This window comes from Faecalibacterium sp. i21-0019-B1, from assembly GCF_042852915.1.
GTDB classification, from domain to species: Bacteria; Bacillota; Clostridia; order Oscillospirales; family Ruminococcaceae; genus Faecalibacterium; species Faecalibacterium taiwanense.
The window spans coordinates 1037104-1052915 of sequence record NZ_AP031425.1 but is presented as its reverse complement, the minus strand read 5'-3'; the positions used below and the strand labels follow the sequence as shown (position 1 = coordinate 1052915).

The window sequence follows — 15812 nt, the reverse complement described above, 5'->3', positions numbered from 1 at the left end:
TTAAACCTGCTGCATAAACAAAAATCCGCCTATTATAAGTATGACTTATTCGGCGCAAAAATCAGTTCTCGAACGTTCCAAATTGGCACATTTTGGACTATTGTACGATTATTTTTCCAGTTTGGTTATTTTGCTCCCCGTGGCCGGAGCAGGCCCTGCGGGCCAACATCCACTGCCAGATCTCGCTGGCACTCAACCGCATCTACACCGAGTGGTACCCCAGCAAGGGCTACACCTTCAACATTACCAACTCCACCAGCTACGACCAGTATTACGTTCACGGACGCACCGTGTTCGATGTGATGGTGCGCATCACCGACGACATCTTCAACACCTATATCCGCAAGACCGGCACCGTAAACCCCTACTACTCTGAATACTGCGACGGTAAATCGGTCACCTGCCCGGGTCTCAAGCAGTGGGGCACCGTGACGCTGGCCAATCAGGGCCGTAACGCCTTGCAGATCCTGAAGTATTACTACGGCAACGACATCGAGATCATCCGCACCTCGAACATCCAGTCCATCCCCCAGAGCTACCCCGGTTCGCCCATCCGGCAGGGCGACAGCGGCACAGCGGTGTTCACCCTGCAGCGCCAGCTGAACCGCATCACCAAGGACTATCCCTTCCTCGGCCTGCTGACTGTGGACGGCGTGTTCGGGGCCAAGATGGCCGCCACGGTCAGGGCGTTCCAGAGGCAGTTCAACCTGACCGCCGACGGCGTAGTCGGACGACAGACATGGTACAAGATCAGCTATATCTATGTGTCGGTCAAGGATCTTGCGGAGCTGACCAGCGAGGGCGAGGTGTCCAGCGGCACTCTCTCGGACGGCACATGGGGCGGCACCGTACTGCGCACCGGCTCCACCGGCAGCGCCGTGGAACAGCTGCAGTTCTGGCTGAATACGCTGGCACAGTATGAGCCTTCCATCCCATCGTTAACAGTGGACGGCGTTTACGGCACTGGAACGGCCAACACGGTGCGGGCCTTCCAGCGCAAATACGGCCTGACCGTGGACGGCGTGGTGGGCCGTGACACATGGACCGCACTGTACGACCAGTTCCGCAGCATCCAGTCCGACAACGGCACCCCCAATGCCTACCCCGGCACCGCCCTGCGGGAGGGTGCAAGCGGACAGAATGTGCGGCTGGTGCAGTTCTGGCTCAAGATCGCGCGCACGGTGTACTCGAACCTGAACAACATCACGGTGGACGGCAAGTTCGGCAGTGCCACCACAGCGGCAGTCAAGCGGTTCCAGACCTACTTTGGCCTGACCAGCGACGGTGTGGTGGGCCGCACGACATGGAACAAGCTATACGAGGTGTACAACGACATCGCCAACAAGCTGCTGTCGTCCAGCCTGCGCCCCGGCGAGTACCCGGGCGTGCTGCGCAAAGGCTCTTCCGGCACAGCGGTGCGGGAGCTGCAGTTCTACCTCTACCTCATGAGCGCCTACGAGAGCAGCATCCCGGCCATTGGCATCGACGGACAGTTCGGTGCTTCCACCGAAGCTGCCGTGCGGGCCTACCAGCGCTTTGCGAGGCTGATTGTAGATGGCATCGTGGGACGTACCACATGGAACAGCCTGTACGACAAGGCGTCCACTCTGCGGACATCCGGGCCGGTGGTCACCCTGAAACGCCTGCCCTACCCCGGTACCCCGCTCACAGTGGGGTCTTCCGGCAGTGCAGTGCTCTACTACAGCCTGCTTTTGCAGCGCATTGCCTACTACTTTACCAGCGTGGAGGCCCCGCCCCTCTCCGACCAGTACACCGACGAGACTGCCGTCGCCACCCGCAGCGCACAGGAGCTGCTGGGCCTGCCCGAGACCGGCATTGCGGATGCCGACACATGGACAGCTGTGGAAGCGCTGAGCCTGCAGCTCGCCGCCGAAATGCCCAACCCCGACCGCAGCATCGGGCATGGCCCGGTCTACCCGGGCCGGGCCATCGGCGCGGGCAGCGTGGGGCCGGACGTGGCGCAGGTGGAGACATGGCTGAACGGACGTTCCTGCCTGTACTGCACCGAGGGCTATGTGACCGAGAACCGCTGCTTCGGCCCGGAAGAGACTGCCGCCGTCCGGCTGGCACAGCAGCGGGCCGGGCTGCTGGTGACCGGCACCGTGGACCGCGGAACATGGGCTGCGCTGCAGGCCCAGAGCTGCCCACACTGCAGCAAGGAGGAATGAGCGATGGCACGACTTCTGATCTACGATGCCTACGAGAACAAGGTATACACCTATGCAAACCTAAACGAGAACGACCCCATGCCCTACAGCACCGGCACCACCCTGCGGGTGCGGGAATTCCGTGGCAAATCCGCCAGCCCCACCCTGTGGACCACCATTGCGGCCATGGAAGCGTGGAACCTGACCCGCCGCAAGTACGGCAAGGGCATCCCGGTGGGGTATGCCTTCCGCCGCATCTGGGAGGGCGGCCACGGCACCCGCAGCCAGCACTACGCGGGCGTATCCTTTGACGTGGGCCAAAGCCTGACCCAGACCGCCCGCACGGCCATCTACAACGCAGCCCGGGGCACCGGGGCATGGGGCTATGTGGAGCCGCTGAGCCAGACCCCCACATGGGTGCACATGGACCGCCGCTACGGCACGCCCGCCTGCAGCGGCACCACAGCAGGCTACCCCACCCTGCGGCGCGGAAGCCGCGGCTGCTATGTGATGATTCTGCAGGACGCGCTTTCCACGCTGGGCTACCAGACCGGGAGCCGCATCGACGGCATCTTTGGTGCCCGGACGGAGGAAGCGCTGAAAGGCTTCCAGCGGCGCACGAGCCTGCGTGTGGACGGTGTGTGCGGCTGCAGCAGCTGGAAAAAGATCAGCACCGCCGTCATCGGCGTGGGACGGACAAAAACGACGATCGATTGATAAACCCTCTCAGTCTCGCTTCGCTCGCCAGCTCCCCCGAAAGGGGGAGCTCTTTTGCATCTGATGGTTTGCACTCATAAAGCTCGCCCTTCGGGAGAGCTGGCACGGCGTCAGCCGTGACTGAGAGGGTTTTCTTCCCGTGAAACATCCTTCGCTTCCCATCACCGAAAGTTGAAACTTTCTCCCGCATCTGCCCTTTTCGTTGCGCGGTTTGGAAAAACGTGCTAAAATAGCTCTATTATTAAAATGGTTCATGTTGAAAACAAGAGGATTTGAGGGGTATTGTATCATGGAATTTTCCAAACGACTGGACTTGTTCGGCGACGAGATCTTCGCCGCACTGAACGAACGCAAGGTAGCTCTGGAAGCACAGGGCCGCACCATTTATAATCTGAGCGTCGGCACGCCGGACTTTGCGCCCGCCGAGCATATCCGCAAGGCCATGATGGATGCCGCTGCCGACCCGCAGAACTGGAAGTACAGCCTGCGCGACCTGCCTGAGCTGCTGGATGCCGTGTGCGGCTACTACAAACGCCGCTTCGACGTAGAGATCACGCCGGATCAGGTGGCCAGCTGTGCGGGCAGTCAGGAGGGCGTGGGCCACATTGGTATGGTGCTGTGCGACGAGGGCGACACCGTGCTGCTGCCCACTCCCTGCTACCCGGTGTTCATTGCGGGCAGTCTGCTGGGCGGCGCAAAGCCGTGGTATTACCCGCTGACCAAGGAGCACGGCTTCCTGCCTTATGTGAAGGACATCCCGGAGGATGTGGCCCGCAAAGCAAAGTATATGATCGTCTCCCTGCCCGCAAACCCGGTGGGCAGCGTCGGCTCCCCGGAGCTGTACGCCGAACTGGTGGCCTTTGCCAAAAAGTATGACATTCTCATCATCCACGACAACGCCTACAGCGACATTATCTTTGACGGGGCCGTGGGCAACAGCTTCTTCAATACGCCGGGTGCCATGGATGTGGGCGTGGAGTTCTTCAGCCTGTCCAAAAGCTTCAACGTCACCGGTGCCCGCATCAGCTTTCTTGTGGGCCGGAGGGACGTGGTAGCCGCCTTTAAAAAGCTGCGCGGTCAGATCGATTTCGGCATGTTCCTGCCGGTGCAGAAAGCGGCCATCGCCGCCCTGACCGGCCCGCTGGACATGGTAAAAACGCAGTGCGGCCTGTACCAGCAGCGCCGCGACGCTCTGTGCGGCGGCCTGCGTTCCATTGGCTGGAATGTGCCGGACAGTCACGGCAGCATGTTCGTGTGGGCACCCATCCCGGCAAAGTACGCAAAGAGCATGGACTTCTGTCTTGACCTTGTGGAAAAGAGCGGTGTGCTGTGCACGCCGGGTTCCAGCTTTGGCCCGCTGGGCGAAGGCTACGTGCGCTTTGCCCTCACCCTGCCGCCGGAGCGCATTGCCGAGGCGGTGCAGTCCATCAAGGCAAGCGGTATCCTGAACTAAAAAATAACGGGAACGTCCATGCGGCGTTCCCGTTATTTTTATGCGTTCACAATATTCTCTCCCGCGCCATCCAGCCATGTGCGCAGGTTGTTGGCAGTAATATCCATCAGCCGCTGCAGGGCTTCGTTGGTGGCCCACGCGATGTGCGGTGTCAGCAGGGCATTCGGCAGGCCGCGCAAAGGGCTTGCCTGCGGCAGCGGTTCAGTGCCAAAGGCATCGGCACCGTAAAAGCCAAGCTTCCCGTTTTTCAGCGCATCGGCCACGGCCTGCTCGTCCACCAGTGCACCGCGGGCGGTGTTCAGCAAGATCATGCCGGGCTTTGCCTTTGCAAGGGTGGCCGCGTTGATCAGCCCCCGTGTTGCAGGTGTTGCCGGGCAGTGCAGGCTGAGCACATCGCTGCGGGCAAGCAGGGTGTCAAGATCCACGAACTCCACACCGTCGGCTTTGTACTCCGGCCGAACGGTGCGGGTGCACACCAACACCTCCATGCCAAAGGCCTTGGCAATGCGGGCGGTCTGCCGGCCAATGCTGCCGTAGCCATAGATGCCAAAGGTCTTGCCCAGCAGTTCCACCTGCGGCAGCAGACCGTAGGCCGCAGGCTCCTCGGTGCGCCATTGGCCGTCCTGCACAAGGCGATGGTAACGGTCGGCGCACTGGCAGATGGCCAGCAGCAGGCTGAAGGTCATCTGTGCCACACTGTAAGTAGAATAGCCCGGCACGTTGGCTACCGGCACGCCATGGCGGCGGCAGGCCTTCAGATCAAGGTTATCCGTGCCGGTGGCAATGATGCCCACCCACCTGAGCTTCGGGCACTGGGCCAGAACGGCTTCGTCGATGCGACACTTATTCAGGAACACGATCTCCGCATCCCCGATGCGCGGCACCACCTCTTCCTGCGCAGTGCGCCCATAGCGGGTGATGTCCGGCACAAGCGCCTTCACACCCGACCAGTCCAGATCTCCCTGCTGTATGGCATAATCTTCCAGAACCACTGCTTTCATTTCAACTTCCTCACTTTCACATCATACGGGATACAGTGCCAGCACGGTGCCCTGCGGGCTTTCGCGGCTTTCCAGCGCGGCATAGCCTCGAGCCAGCAGGATGGCAATGTGCACCCGGTCGGCCAGCGGGAGCCATACCGGCGGCACATTCTGCGCAAGGCACCCGGCCTGCAGCAGGAAACACGGTGCCAGACTGTCCAGCGGACGGATAGCCCGCAAAGCAAACCCCTGACGCAGATACAGCGGGATCAGCTCTTCTGCCGCACATTCCACCACGGCCCACCGTGCCCGCTGCCGGGCAAGAAACTCCTGCCGGGCAGCAGCCGCAGCCAGCAGCGGCGCAAGGGTCTCGGCGGCATGGCCGTCCGGCCCGGCTGCCGGGGTCAAAAAATATCCGCCTGACGTGCGGTTCCAGCCCAGAAATCGGCGCAGCGCAGCCGCCGCTGCCACATCGGCATCCATGGGCAGCAGGATGCACCCGGCTCCCGGCACACCGCGTGTACTGTACACGCCCCACACCTCGCCTACCGTCAGCATCCGCAGCACCTCGCTGCGCGGACGGTACACACTGCTCACTTCGCTCTGCGCCAGCCGGCAGAATTCCTCCGCCGAAAGCCGCCTTACCTGCCGCGTGCGCGGCGGGTCACAAACCTGGATCATTTGGTTTCCCCCATTCTTTTTCAGTATGCATCCAGCATACCGGACCGGGGGCGAGAATCGGCGCGAAACAGGGCCGCTCTTTTTGTTTTACAGATCCAGCGTTACATCCTCGCTCAGCACCTGACCAATGGGCTTTGCAATGCACAGGTCGGCTTCCGCATCTGCCCCGGTGGGCTGCATATTGATAACCACCAGATGGCCGCCCCGGAAGTACCGGATCAGTCCTGCCGCCGGGTACACCACAAGGCTTGTGCCGCCGATAATCAGGGTATCCGCATGGCGGATGGCGTTCACCGCGCCGGACAGCACCTCCTCGTCCAGCCCTTCTTCATACAGCACCACATCCGGCTTGACGATGCCGCCGCACTCGGTGCAGCGGGGCACACCGGTGCTGTTGGCAATGAAATCCACATCGTAGAACTTACCGCAGCGGGTGCAGTAGTTGCGCAGGGTGCTGCCGTGCAGCTCGTACACCGTGCGGCTGCCTGCCGCCTGATGCAGGCCGTCGATGTTCTGGGTGACGACCGCTTTCAGCCTGCCCTCCCGTTCCAGCTTTGCCAGCCGCAGGTGGGCCGCGTTGGGCTTTGCCCCCTTCACGATGAGCTTATCGCGGTAAAAACGGTAAAACTCCTCCGGGTTCTCCTCCCAGAAGGTATGGCTCAGGATGGTTTCCGGCGGGTAGGCGTACTTCTGATGATAAAGTCCGTCCACGCTGCGGAAGTCCGGGATGCCGCTCTCGGTGGAAACGCCCGCCCCGCCAAAGAACACGATGCTGCTGCTTTTGGCAATGATCTCTTCCAATGCCTGTACCATAACAAAAAACGCCCCTTTCGCTGCGGAAATATTTGTGTTAGTATAGTTTTAAGTATAACACAAACTCATAGGAAAGGAAGCGCAACTTTTGAACGTTTGGTATGTGAACAGCATTCTGGGAACCTTCCGGCTGGAAGAGGAAAACGATGCCATCTGCGGGCTGACCCTCTGCCCGGACGGCGTACCGGAACTGGAACCGCTGCCCCGCAAGGTGTGCGAGACACCGCTTTTACAGGAAGCCGAGGAGCAGCTGAACGAATATTTTGCCGGGGCGCGCAGGGAATTCGATCTGCCGCTGGCCCCCAAGGGCACCCCCTTTCAGAAGGCCGTCTGGGCCGAGATGAACAAGATCCCCTACGGTGAGACCCGCACCTACGGCCAGCTGGCCGCCGCTGTTGGCAAACCCAAGGCCAGCCGTGCCGTGGGCGGTGCCTGCCACTGTAACCCCATCGCCATCCTTCAGCCCTGCCACCGGGTGGTGGGCAGCACCGGCAAGCTCACCGGCTACGCCTATGGCGTGGAGATGAAGCAGTATCTTCTGGAATTGGAAAAACAGGAATAAGCAAAGGGAAAGGCTCTGCAGAAATTTCGCAGAGCCTTTCCCTTTTACCATAAGTTACTGTGCACTGTAAATGCTGCCCATCGTCCAGGAATTATCCGCGCTGTACTTGGCGTGGTTGCGCAGGTAGGTGACCCACGCGCCGTAGCCATTGCCTGCAGAGAGATGCACGCCATCCGGCGCTGCAAGCATCTCCTTCAGGTTGCCCTCGCCGTCGGCAAGGGTCTCCCACAGGTCAAGGTAAACGCATCCCTTGCTGGCGGCCAGCTGAGCCAGCTGCTCGTTCACACCGCGCAGCACATCCGATGCAAGGCCGGGCTTTTCAGCAGCTGCCGAGGGTCGCACCGGCGGGATAGACTGCACGTAGATCACGCAGTCCTCGCCCAAAGCCTCGCGCAACATATCCAGCATCTGGCCATAGTAGGCAAGGAAGCGGTCCGAAGCGCCCAGCGTGGTGAGGGTGTTAGTGCCCAGCAGGATATACAGCTTCTTGGGCCGGGCAGCGGCCAGCACATCCAGCGCTATCTCCTGCCCGCGGGTGGGGCTTTTGACTGCGCTGCGGTTCACAATGGCATCCGGGCCAACGCCGGTATAGCCGCAGATGAGTGCCCCGTCCAGATTGATCTGGTAATCCGAGAAGCCCACCGTCAGACTGTCGCCCAGAAAGGCTGCATCCGCAAAGTAGCTCAGGTCCACCTGCCCGCAGCTGGGCTGGCGGATGACGCTGGCATCATAGGCTTTGACGGTATAGGCCCCAGCGCTCTGCTTTGCAGGGCCAAAGTTCTCCAGTGTGACGGCCTGCCCACCGGTGCTGCCATCCTGTGCAGCACTGCTGCTATCCGCTTCGCCCTGCATGGGCAGCGGTGCCAGAATGTTCTCGGCAATGCCGCTGGCGTTGGTGGACGGGGTATCGTCCGCGCCCTCTGCGCCCTTTTCCAGAATGGCCGTGATGGCGTAGGATACCAGCAAAATGGCGACCACTGCGCCCAGAAAGCGCAGCTTGCCGCTGACTGTACCGCGCCGTGCCCGGCGCGGCGCAGAATGATACTCGTGTGAAATGCCCATGGTTTTTCCAGCTTTCTCCATTTTTCCCGCACAGAAGGGGGTTTTATCCGCCTGGGGCTGTGCGTTTTTTATTTTATCATAATTTTTTTGCCTGTGCAACCAATTAGGTCTTGCATACAACAGGCAAAACAGGTACAATAAGGATGTGGTAATTTTGCACATTTTACAAAAGGGTGTGCACATGCCGCAAACTTTTTTGTATCACTTGCAGCATCCGGTTTGTTTGCCGCACGGTCTGCGGGCAGTGCAGGGCCTTTAGACCAAACCCCACTCTGGCGGCGCGGAAGCCGGAACCTGCAGCGATGTACAAATGATAAGAATGAAATTTGCAAAAGGAGGTACTCATGGCCAAGAATGTGATCATTGGTCAGAGCGGCGGTCCTACCGCCGTAATCAACTCCAGTCTGGCAGGCGTGTACAAAGCCGCCTGCAGCCTGGGTGCAGACAAGGTGTACGGCATGAAATACGGCATCGAAGGTCTGCTCAAGGAAGAAATGCTGGAGCTGAACGTCCTGCTGGACGACCGCATGAGCATTGAACTGCTCAAGCGCACGCCTTCCAGCTACCTTGGCAGCTGCCGTTACAAGCTGCCGGAGCCGGATGTGGACTCCACACCCTTCATCAAACTGTTCACCCTGTTTGACAAGTACGACATCTGCGCGGTGTTCTACATTGGCGGTAACGACTCCATGGACACCATCGCAAAGCTTTCCCGCTACGGTGAGCGCGTGGGCAGCAGCGTGCGGTTCATCGGTGTGCCCAAAACCATCGACAACGACCTGTGCCTGACCGACCACACCCCCGGCTACGGCTCTGCCGCCAAGTACATTGCCACTATTTTAAAGGAAGTCATCCGGGATTCCTCCGTGTATGACATCCGCAGCGTGACCGTGGCCGAGATCATGGGCCGACATGCGGGCTGGCTTGCCGGTGCGGCCTGCCTTGCGGGCGGCGACGACTGCGAAGGCCCGGATCTGATCCTGCTGCCGGAGGTGCCCTTCGATCAGGACAAGTTCCTTGCCAAGGTGGACAAGCTGCAGCGCCGCAAGTCCAATGTGATCATTGCGGCCAGCGAGGGCGTAAAGACCGCCGACGGCACCTATCTGTGTGATCTGGTGTCCACTGCCGGTCAGCTGGATGCCTTTGGCCACAAGGCCGTGCTCAGCGGCACCAGCCGTTATCTCTCCGACCTCATCCACGATAAACTGAACTGCAAGAGCCGCGCCATCGAGTTCTCCACCCTGCAGCGCTGCGCCAGCCATCTGGCCAGCCGCACGGACGTGAACGAGGCCTACGCTGTGGGCGGTGCCGCAGCCGCCGCCGCTTTTGCGGGCGAGACCGGCCGCATGATCGCGCTCAAGCGCATTTCCGCTTATCCCTACCAGTGCATCACCGAGTCGGTGGATGTGCAGCAGGTGGCAAACCTTGAAAAGAAGGTGCCGCTGGACTGGATCAGCCCCGACGGGATGCAGGTGACGGCTGCTTTTGAGGAGTATGCCCGTCCGCTGATCCTGGACGAGGTGACCCCCGTTTACGTCAACGGCACCCCGCGCCACATCCGTCTGTAACCCCTTTTCCCGCGTCTGTTTTCGTGCATCCTGCACGTAATATTATATTGCCGAAACAGAAAAACAAAAAAGGAGAAATCATCATGGGTAAAAACGCAATCGTTGGTCAGTCTGGCGGTCCTACTTCCGTCATCAATGCAAGCCTTGCGGGCGTCTTTGAGAGCTGCAAGAACCGCGGCGCAGACATCGTCTACGGCATGTGCAATGGCGTTGCCGGTCTGCTGGAGGAGCGGGTGGTGGATCTTTCCACCGTGCTGACGGACGATCTGGACATCGAGCTGCTCAAGCGCACCCCGTCCAGCTTCCTCGGCAGCTGCCGCTACAAGCTGCCGGACTGGCATGAGGACGAGACCGTCTACAAAAAGCTGTTCGCCATTCTGGAAAAGCTGAACATCGGCTACTTCTTCTACATCGGCGGCAACGACTCCATGGACACCATCGGCAAGCTGGCTGAGTACGGCGAACGCATCCAGAGCGACATCCGCTTTATGGGCGTGCCCAAGACCATCGACAACGACCTGATGGTCACCGACCACACCCCCGGCTACGGCTCTGCTGCCAAGTACATCGGCGTGGTGATGAAGGAGATCATCCGCGACGCCACCGTGTACGGCACCAAGTACGTCACCGTGGTGGAGATCATGGGCCGCAACGCCGGCTGGCTGACCGCTGCCGCCGCTCTGGCAAAGAGTGACGACTGCGAGGGTGTGGACATGATCTGCCTGCCCGAAGTGCCCTTCAATGTGGAACACTTCATTGAAAAGGTGCGCGTGATGCAGGAGAAGAAGCCCAGCATCGTGATCGCCGTTTCCGAAGGCGTGAAGCTGGAAGATGGCCGCTACGTCTGTGAGCTGGCCGACGATGTGCACGCAGTGGATGCCTTTGGCCACAAGGCCCTGACCGGTACCGCACGGTATCTGGCAAATGTGGTGGCCCGCAATCTGGACACAAAGACCCGCTGCATCGAGCTTTCCACCCTGCAGCGCTGCGCAGGCCATCTGACCAGCCGCACCGACATCACCGAAGCCTATCAGGTGGGCGGTGCTGCCGCCAAGGCGGCCTTTGAGGGCGTTACCGGCCAGATGGTGGCCCTGAAGCGCATCTCCAACAGCCCGTACCAGTGCACCACTGAGCTGCACCCCATTAGCGAAGTTGCAAACCTCGAAAAGAAGGTGCCGCTGAGCTGGATGAACGCCAACCACACCCAGATGACCGATGAGTTCCTGGCTTATGCCCGCCCGCTGATCCAGGCCGAGCTGACCCCGCTGTACATTGCCGGTCTGCCCCACCACATCTACATGAAGAATCAGAAGTGATCTCTCCTGCATTGATTTTTCTCAAGGCATGATGAAAGGCCCGTCCGAGTTTTACGCCCGGACGGGCTTTTTGCATTTCGGTATTTTCCGCTTTAGAACATCAGACCGCTGCGCCGACTTTGGGTGCGCCGCCTGCGATCTCCTCTGCCGTCAGAGGCTTTGCCTCCACCGGGGCATTCAGGCGCTCCTTGGCCACTGCCAGCATCAGCTTGATGCGGTTTTCCTGATTGACCTTGGTGGCGCTGGGGTCGTAATCGATGGGGGTAATGTTGGCACTGGGGTACAGGGCGCGGATCTTGTTCACCATGCCCTTGCCCACGATGTGGTTGGGCAGGCAGCCGAAGGGCTGGGCACACACGATGTTGCCGTAGCCGCCCTGCACCAGCTCGATCATCTCGGCAGTCAGCAGCCAGCCCTCGCCCATCTTGGCACCCAGCGAAATGATGCCCTTGGGCTTTTCCACCAGCTCCTTGAAGGGGCCGGGGGCGTAGAAGCCTGCGTCGGCCTCAGCCTTGAGCATGGCGCGCTCGATGCTGTCCAGCCAGTTCAGGAACTGGTCAATGCCGATCTTCACCGCCAGCTTGCCGCCGTACAGGACGTGGTCCTCGCCCATGTTGAAGGCACAGTACTGCACAAAGCCCATCAGGCCCGGGAAGTTCACCTCGCAGTCCTGACTTTCGAGGAACTTCTGCAGGTCATTGTTGCCCAGCGGGCTGTACTTGACGTAAATTTCGCCAACCACGCCCACCTTGACCTTGGGCACCCGGGTAACGGGGATGGCAGCAAAGTCCTTTGCGATGAGGGGGAAGGTGTGCTTCATCTCCTTGGAGGTGTAGCCCTTGCCTGCCAGCAGCACGCGGCCCAAGCGTTCCACCCACAGGTCTACCATCTTATCGGCAGCCCCCTTCTCGTTCTCGTAAGGTGCCACCTGATTGCGCAAAGCGCACAGCATATCGCCGTAGAAGATGCAGGCCAGCGCACGGCGGGCCAGCGGCAGGGTCATCTGGAAGCCGCTGTCCTTTTCCAGACCCGAGAAGTTCAGGCTGGCCACCGGAATCTGCGGATAGCCCGCCTTGACCAGTGCCTTGCGCAGCAGATGAATGTAGTTGGAGGCACGGCAGCCACCACCGGTCTGGGTGATGAGCAGGGCGGTGTGATCCAGATCGTACTTGCCGCTGTTCAGCGCATCCAGAAACTGACCGATGACCAGCAGAGCCGGGTAGCAGGTGTCGTTGTGGACGTATTTCAGGCCCAGCTGTGCCACGGCACTGCCGCAGTTGCCCAGAATTTCGCACTTGTAGCCGTCGTAACGCAGGGCGTACTCCAGCAGGCGGAACTGGGTAATGGCCATGTTGGGGATGAGGATGGTATGGGTCTTCTTCATCTCCGGGGTAAATTTGGGATAATTGTATTCCATAGGTTCCTCCTATGTTGCTTTCTTAAAAAGCTTTTTGCTCTATCTCTATTTTATTCTGCCTTTTCTGCGGCCACCTCGTCCCGCTCGTCCAGAGCAGCAAACAGACTGCGCAGGCGGATATTCACGGCACCCAGATTGGTGATCTCGTCGATCTTGAGCTGGGTGTAGAGCTTGCCGCCCTCCTGCAGAATTTCGCGGGTCTCGTCGGTGGTGATGGCATCCACGCCGCAGCCGAAGGACACCAGCTGCACCAGATCCATATCCTTCTGGGTGGTGCAGTACTTGGCGGCGGCATACAGGCGGCTGTGGTAGGTCCACTGGTTCAGCACACTGGTAGGGAACTTCTGCACCCGGTTGGAAATGCTGTCCTCGGTAACAACGGCAGCACCGTGGCGGGTGATGAGGCGGTCGATGCCGTGGTTCACCTCGGGGTCCACATGGTAGGGGCGGCCTGCCAGCACGATGATGCGCTTGCCCTGACGGCGGGCTTCATCGATGATCTCGCTGCCCTTCACGCGGATCTTTGCCATGTGGGACTCGTATTCCGCATAGGCGGCATCCGCTGCGGCCTGCACTTCCTTCTCGGAGATACCGCCAAAGTACTTGGGCAGGATGTTCTTTGCCATCTTGTGCACAAAGTCCTTAGGGCGGTGGATGCCCACATAGTCATAGATGAACTTGGTGCCCTCCAGCTCCGGGCAGTTGCCTGCCAGAACCTCGGGGTAGTAGGCCACCACCGGGCAGTTATAGTGGTTGTCGCCCAGTCCCTCGTCCACATTGTAGGTCAGGCAGGGGTAGAAAATAGCGTCCAGCTGCATCTGGCTCAGGGCCTTGATGTGGCCGTGGCTCAGCTTTGCCGGGAAGCAGGCGGTATCGCTGGGGATAGTAGCCTGACCGGCGAGGTACAGGCCGCGGCTGGACACCGGGCTGGTGTGCACGGCAAAGCCAAGCTTTGTCCAGAAGGCCCACCAGAAGGGCAGCAGCTCGTAGAAGCCCAGACACAGCGGGATGCCGATGGAGCCGCGCTTGCCGGCCACCGGCTTGTACTCGGCCAGAAGCTGCTGCTTGTAGGCGTAGAGGTTCAGGCTGTCGTCGGCGCTCTTGCCGGTCACGGGCTTATCGCAGCGGTTGCCGGAGATGTACTTGCGGCCATCCGCAAAGGTGTTGACGGTAAGCTGGCAGTGGTTGCCGCAGCCGCCGCACTTGACGCTGACCACCTTCTGTGCAAAGGCTTCCAGCTCCTGCTCGTTCATCATGGCAGAAGCAGTCTTGTGGGCCTTCTGGCTCTGGCGCAGGCCGAACAGAGCCGCACCGTAAGCGCCCATCAAGCCGGCAATGTCCGGGCGGATGACCTCCACGCCCATCTCCTTTTCAAAGGCGCGCAGCACGGCTTCATTATAGAAGGTACCGCCCTGCACCACGATCTTGCGGCCCAGCTCTTCCGGGCTGGAAGCGCGGATGACCTTGTACAGTGCGTTCTTGACCACGCTGATGGACAGGCCTGCCGAGATGTTCTCGATGCTTGCGCCGTCCTTCTGGGCCTGCTTGACCGAGCTGTTCATGAACACGGTGCAGCGGCTGCCCAAATCCACCGGGCGGTCTGCAAACAGGCCAAGGCTGGCAAATTTCTTCACATCGTAGCCCAGTGCCTGTGCAAAGGTCTGCAAAAAGCTGCCACAGCCGGAGGAGCAGGCTTCATTCAGGAAGATGTTGCTGATGGCTCCATCCTCGATCTTGAAGCACTTCATGTCCTGCCCGCCGATGTCGATGATGAAATCAACATCCGGCATAAAGTATTTTGCAGCGGTAAAGTGCGCCACCGTTTCCACCAGACCGTAATCGCAGCGGAATGCGTTCTTCACCAGCTCTTCGCCGTAGCCGGTGGTGGTCACGCTGGCCACCTGCAGGCCCGGGTGCTCTTTGTAAATTTTCAGCAGCTGTTCCCGGATGAGGGGCAGCGGGTTGCCGAGGTTCGGTTGATAGTTGGTGTAAAGGATCTGGCTCTTCTCGTCCACCACCACCAGCTTGACGGTGGTGGAGCCGGAGTCGATGCCGATATGCACCGGGCCGCACTGGGCGCTGAACGGCACACGCGGCACACTGTGGGACATGTGGCGGGCGTGGAACGCCTCATACTCCTCCTTGCTGGCGAACAGCGGCGGCTCGCTGGCGTAGGTGGCAGTGGCAGCATACTGGTCCAGCGCATCGGCCACCTCAGACAGAACGAAAGCCTTGTCGGCATAGAGGGCAGCGCCCAGTGCCACATACAGCAGGCTGTTCTCCGGGCAGGTGCCGGTCACGTTCAGCGCTTCGTCAAAGCTTTTGCGCAGCACGCTGCTGAAGGTGAGCGGGCCGCCCAGATACAGGATATTGCCCTTGATGGGACGGCCCTGTGCAAGGCCTGCAATGGTCTGGTTGACCACGGCCTTATAAATGCTGGCAGCAATGTCCTCGGTGCGGGCACCCTGATTGATCAGGGGCTGCACGTCGCTCTTGGCAAACACGCCGCAGCGGGACGCAATGGTGTAGGTGCGCTGTGCGTTCTCTGCTGCCTTGTTCATCTCGTCGGCACCCATTTTCAGCAGGGTGGCCATCTGGTCGATAAAGGCACCGGTGCCGCCGGCACAGCTGCCGTTCATGCGCACCTCGGTACCGTTGGTCAGAAACAGGATCTTGGCATCCTCACCGCCCAGTTCGATCACGCAGTCGGTGGCAGGCACAAAGCGCTTGACCGCCACGCGGGTGGAGAATACCTCCTGCACAAAGGGCACGCCGCAGCTGTCGGCCAGACCCATGCCCGCCGAACCGGAAATGCTCAGCAGCGCCTTCTGACCGTGCAACTGCTCAGCATCGATACGGCGCAGCAGCTCCTGCGCCTTTTCCAGAATATGGCTGTAATGCCGTTCGTATGTAGAATACAGCAGCGCATCATGTTCATCCAGCACCACACACTTGATGGTGGTACTGCCGATGTCAAGACCTACTCTCACGTTGTTTTTCCTCCTAAGGACAAATGCCGGAGGCAAAGCCCCCGGTGGACGGCAAAATCAATTTCTTTGCCAAAAATTAGTTTGC

At 60.2% G+C, this 15812-nt stretch carries 12 protein-coding genes; 6 read left to right on the top strand and 6 right to left on the bottom strand.

The annotated features are described in order from the left end of the window. Positions 1 to 92: 92 nt before the first annotated feature. From ACGHP1_RS05210 to ACGHP1_RS05200, 3 genes are all read left to right on the top strand, one after another. Positions 93 to 2189 carry a peptidoglycan-binding protein gene (locus ACGHP1_RS05210; protein WP_390508184.1) on the top strand — a complete coding sequence of 699 codons (2097 nt, stop codon included), beginning with the start codon at positions 93 to 95 and terminating at the stop codon, positions 2187 to 2189. Between the two features lie 3 nt (positions 2190 to 2192). Then, on the top strand, positions 2193 to 2885 hold the full coding sequence (locus ACGHP1_RS05205) for a peptidoglycan-binding protein (RefSeq protein WP_005939873.1): 693 nt from the start codon (positions 2193 to 2195) through the stop codon (positions 2883 to 2885). Positions 2886 to 3174: 289 nt separating this feature from the next. Continuing rightward, complete coding sequence (locus tag ACGHP1_RS05200) at positions 3175 to 4338, top strand: aminotransferase class I/II-fold pyridoxal phosphate-dependent enzyme (protein ID WP_390508182.1); 1164 nt, start codon at positions 3175 to 3177, stop codon at positions 4336 to 4338. Between the two features lie 38 nt (positions 4339 to 4376). On the opposite strand, the gene ACGHP1_RS05195 is transcribed toward ACGHP1_RS05200, so the two are convergent. The 3 genes from ACGHP1_RS05195 to ACGHP1_RS05185 all read right to left on the bottom strand — a co-directional run bounded on the left by ACGHP1_RS05195 (position 4377) and on the right by ACGHP1_RS05185 (position 6812). Next, complete coding sequence (locus tag ACGHP1_RS05195; protein ID WP_005939866.1) at positions 4377 to 5339, bottom strand: D-2-hydroxyacid dehydrogenase; 963 nt, start codon at positions 5337 to 5339, stop codon at positions 4377 to 4379. Positions 5340 to 5360: 21 nt separating this feature from the next. After that, positions 5361 to 5999, bottom strand: coding sequence for a hypothetical protein (locus ACGHP1_RS05190; RefSeq protein ID WP_249235753.1), 639 nt, complete (start codon positions 5997 to 5999; stop codon positions 5361 to 5363). Between the two features lie 87 nt (positions 6000 to 6086). Further along, positions 6087 to 6812: an NAD-dependent protein deacylase gene (locus ACGHP1_RS05185; protein ID WP_371293023.1), complete on the bottom strand. Its 726-nt coding sequence runs from the start codon at positions 6810 to 6812 to the stop codon at positions 6087 to 6089. A gap of 88 nt (positions 6813 to 6900) precedes the next feature. Here ACGHP1_RS05185 and ACGHP1_RS05180 point away from each other — a divergent pair, with 88 nt between their 5' ends. Further along, positions 6901 to 7374 (top strand): methylated-DNA--[protein]-cysteine S-methyltransferase, encoded by a 474-nt coding sequence (locus tag ACGHP1_RS05180; protein WP_120019654.1) that lies wholly within the window; start codon positions 6901 to 6903, stop codon positions 7372 to 7374. 54 nt (positions 7375 to 7428) lie between these two features. Here the strand turns inward: ACGHP1_RS05180 and ACGHP1_RS05175 are convergent, their stop codons facing one another. Next, positions 7429 to 8436: a GDSL-type esterase/lipase family protein gene (locus ACGHP1_RS05175; RefSeq protein ID WP_390508180.1), complete on the bottom strand. Its 1008-nt coding sequence runs from the start codon at positions 8434 to 8436 to the stop codon at positions 7429 to 7431. Positions 8437 to 8780: 344 nt separating this feature from the next. Between ACGHP1_RS05175 and ACGHP1_RS05170 the strand changes: the two genes are divergently transcribed. Both ACGHP1_RS05170 and ACGHP1_RS05165 read left to right on the top strand, forming a co-directional pair. Next, the gene (locus ACGHP1_RS05170) at positions 8781 to 10004 is read left to right on the top strand and encodes a 6-phosphofructokinase (protein WP_390508178.1); all 1224 of its coding nucleotides are present in this window, start codon (positions 8781 to 8783) and stop codon (positions 10002 to 10004) included. Positions 10005 to 10087: 83 nt separating this feature from the next. Continuing rightward, a complete protein-coding gene (locus ACGHP1_RS05165) occupies positions 10088 to 11320 on the top strand; it encodes a 6-phosphofructokinase (RefSeq protein ID WP_390508176.1) in 1233 nt (410 codons plus the stop codon). Between the two features lie 100 nt (positions 11321 to 11420). Here ACGHP1_RS05165 and ACGHP1_RS05160 read toward each other — a convergent pair whose 3' ends face one another. Together ACGHP1_RS05160 and ACGHP1_RS05155 are read right to left on the bottom strand one after the other, a co-directional pair. Further along, positions 11421 to 12737 carry a 2-hydroxyacyl-CoA dehydratase gene (locus ACGHP1_RS05160; RefSeq protein ID WP_005939846.1) on the bottom strand — a complete coding sequence of 439 codons (1317 nt, stop codon included), beginning with the start codon at positions 12735 to 12737 and terminating at the stop codon, positions 11421 to 11423. Between the two features lie 50 nt (positions 12738 to 12787). Beyond that, the gene (locus ACGHP1_RS05155) at positions 12788 to 15727 is read right to left on the bottom strand and encodes an acyl-CoA dehydratase activase (protein WP_337678697.1); all 2940 of its coding nucleotides are present in this window, start codon (positions 15725 to 15727) and stop codon (positions 12788 to 12790) included. Positions 15728 to 15812 lie beyond the last annotated feature (85 nt).

Coding starts and splice junctions, on each gene's coding strand:
- ACGHP1_RS05205 (WP_005939873.1), top strand. CDS start 2,193: ATGGCACGACTTCTGATCTACGATGCCTACGAGAACAAGGTATACACC.
- ACGHP1_RS05200 (WP_390508182.1), top strand. CDS start 3,175: ATGGAATTTTCCAAACGACTGGACTTGTTCGGCGACGAGATCTTCGCC.
- ACGHP1_RS05195 (WP_005939866.1), bottom strand. CDS start 5,339: ATGAAAGCAGTGGTTCTGGAAGATTATGCCATACAGCAGGGAGATCTG.
- ACGHP1_RS05190 (WP_249235753.1), bottom strand. CDS start 5,999: ATGATCCAGGTTTGTGACCCGCCGCGCACGCGGCAGGTAAGGCGGCTT.
- ACGHP1_RS05185 (WP_371293023.1), bottom strand. CDS start 6,812: ATGGTACAGGCATTGGAAGAGATCATTGCCAAAAGCAGCAGCATCGTG.
- ACGHP1_RS05175 (WP_390508180.1), bottom strand. CDS start 8,436: ATGGGCATTTCACACGAGTATCATTCTGCGCCGCGCCGGGCACGGCGC.
- ACGHP1_RS05170 (WP_390508178.1), top strand. CDS start 8,781: ATGGCCAAGAATGTGATCATTGGTCAGAGCGGCGGTCCTACCGCCGTA.
- ACGHP1_RS05165 (WP_390508176.1), top strand. CDS start 10,088: ATGGGTAAAAACGCAATCGTTGGTCAGTCTGGCGGTCCTACTTCCGTC.
- ACGHP1_RS05160 (WP_005939846.1), bottom strand. CDS start 12,737: ATGGAATACAATTATCCCAAATTTACCCCGGAGATGAAGAAGACCCAT.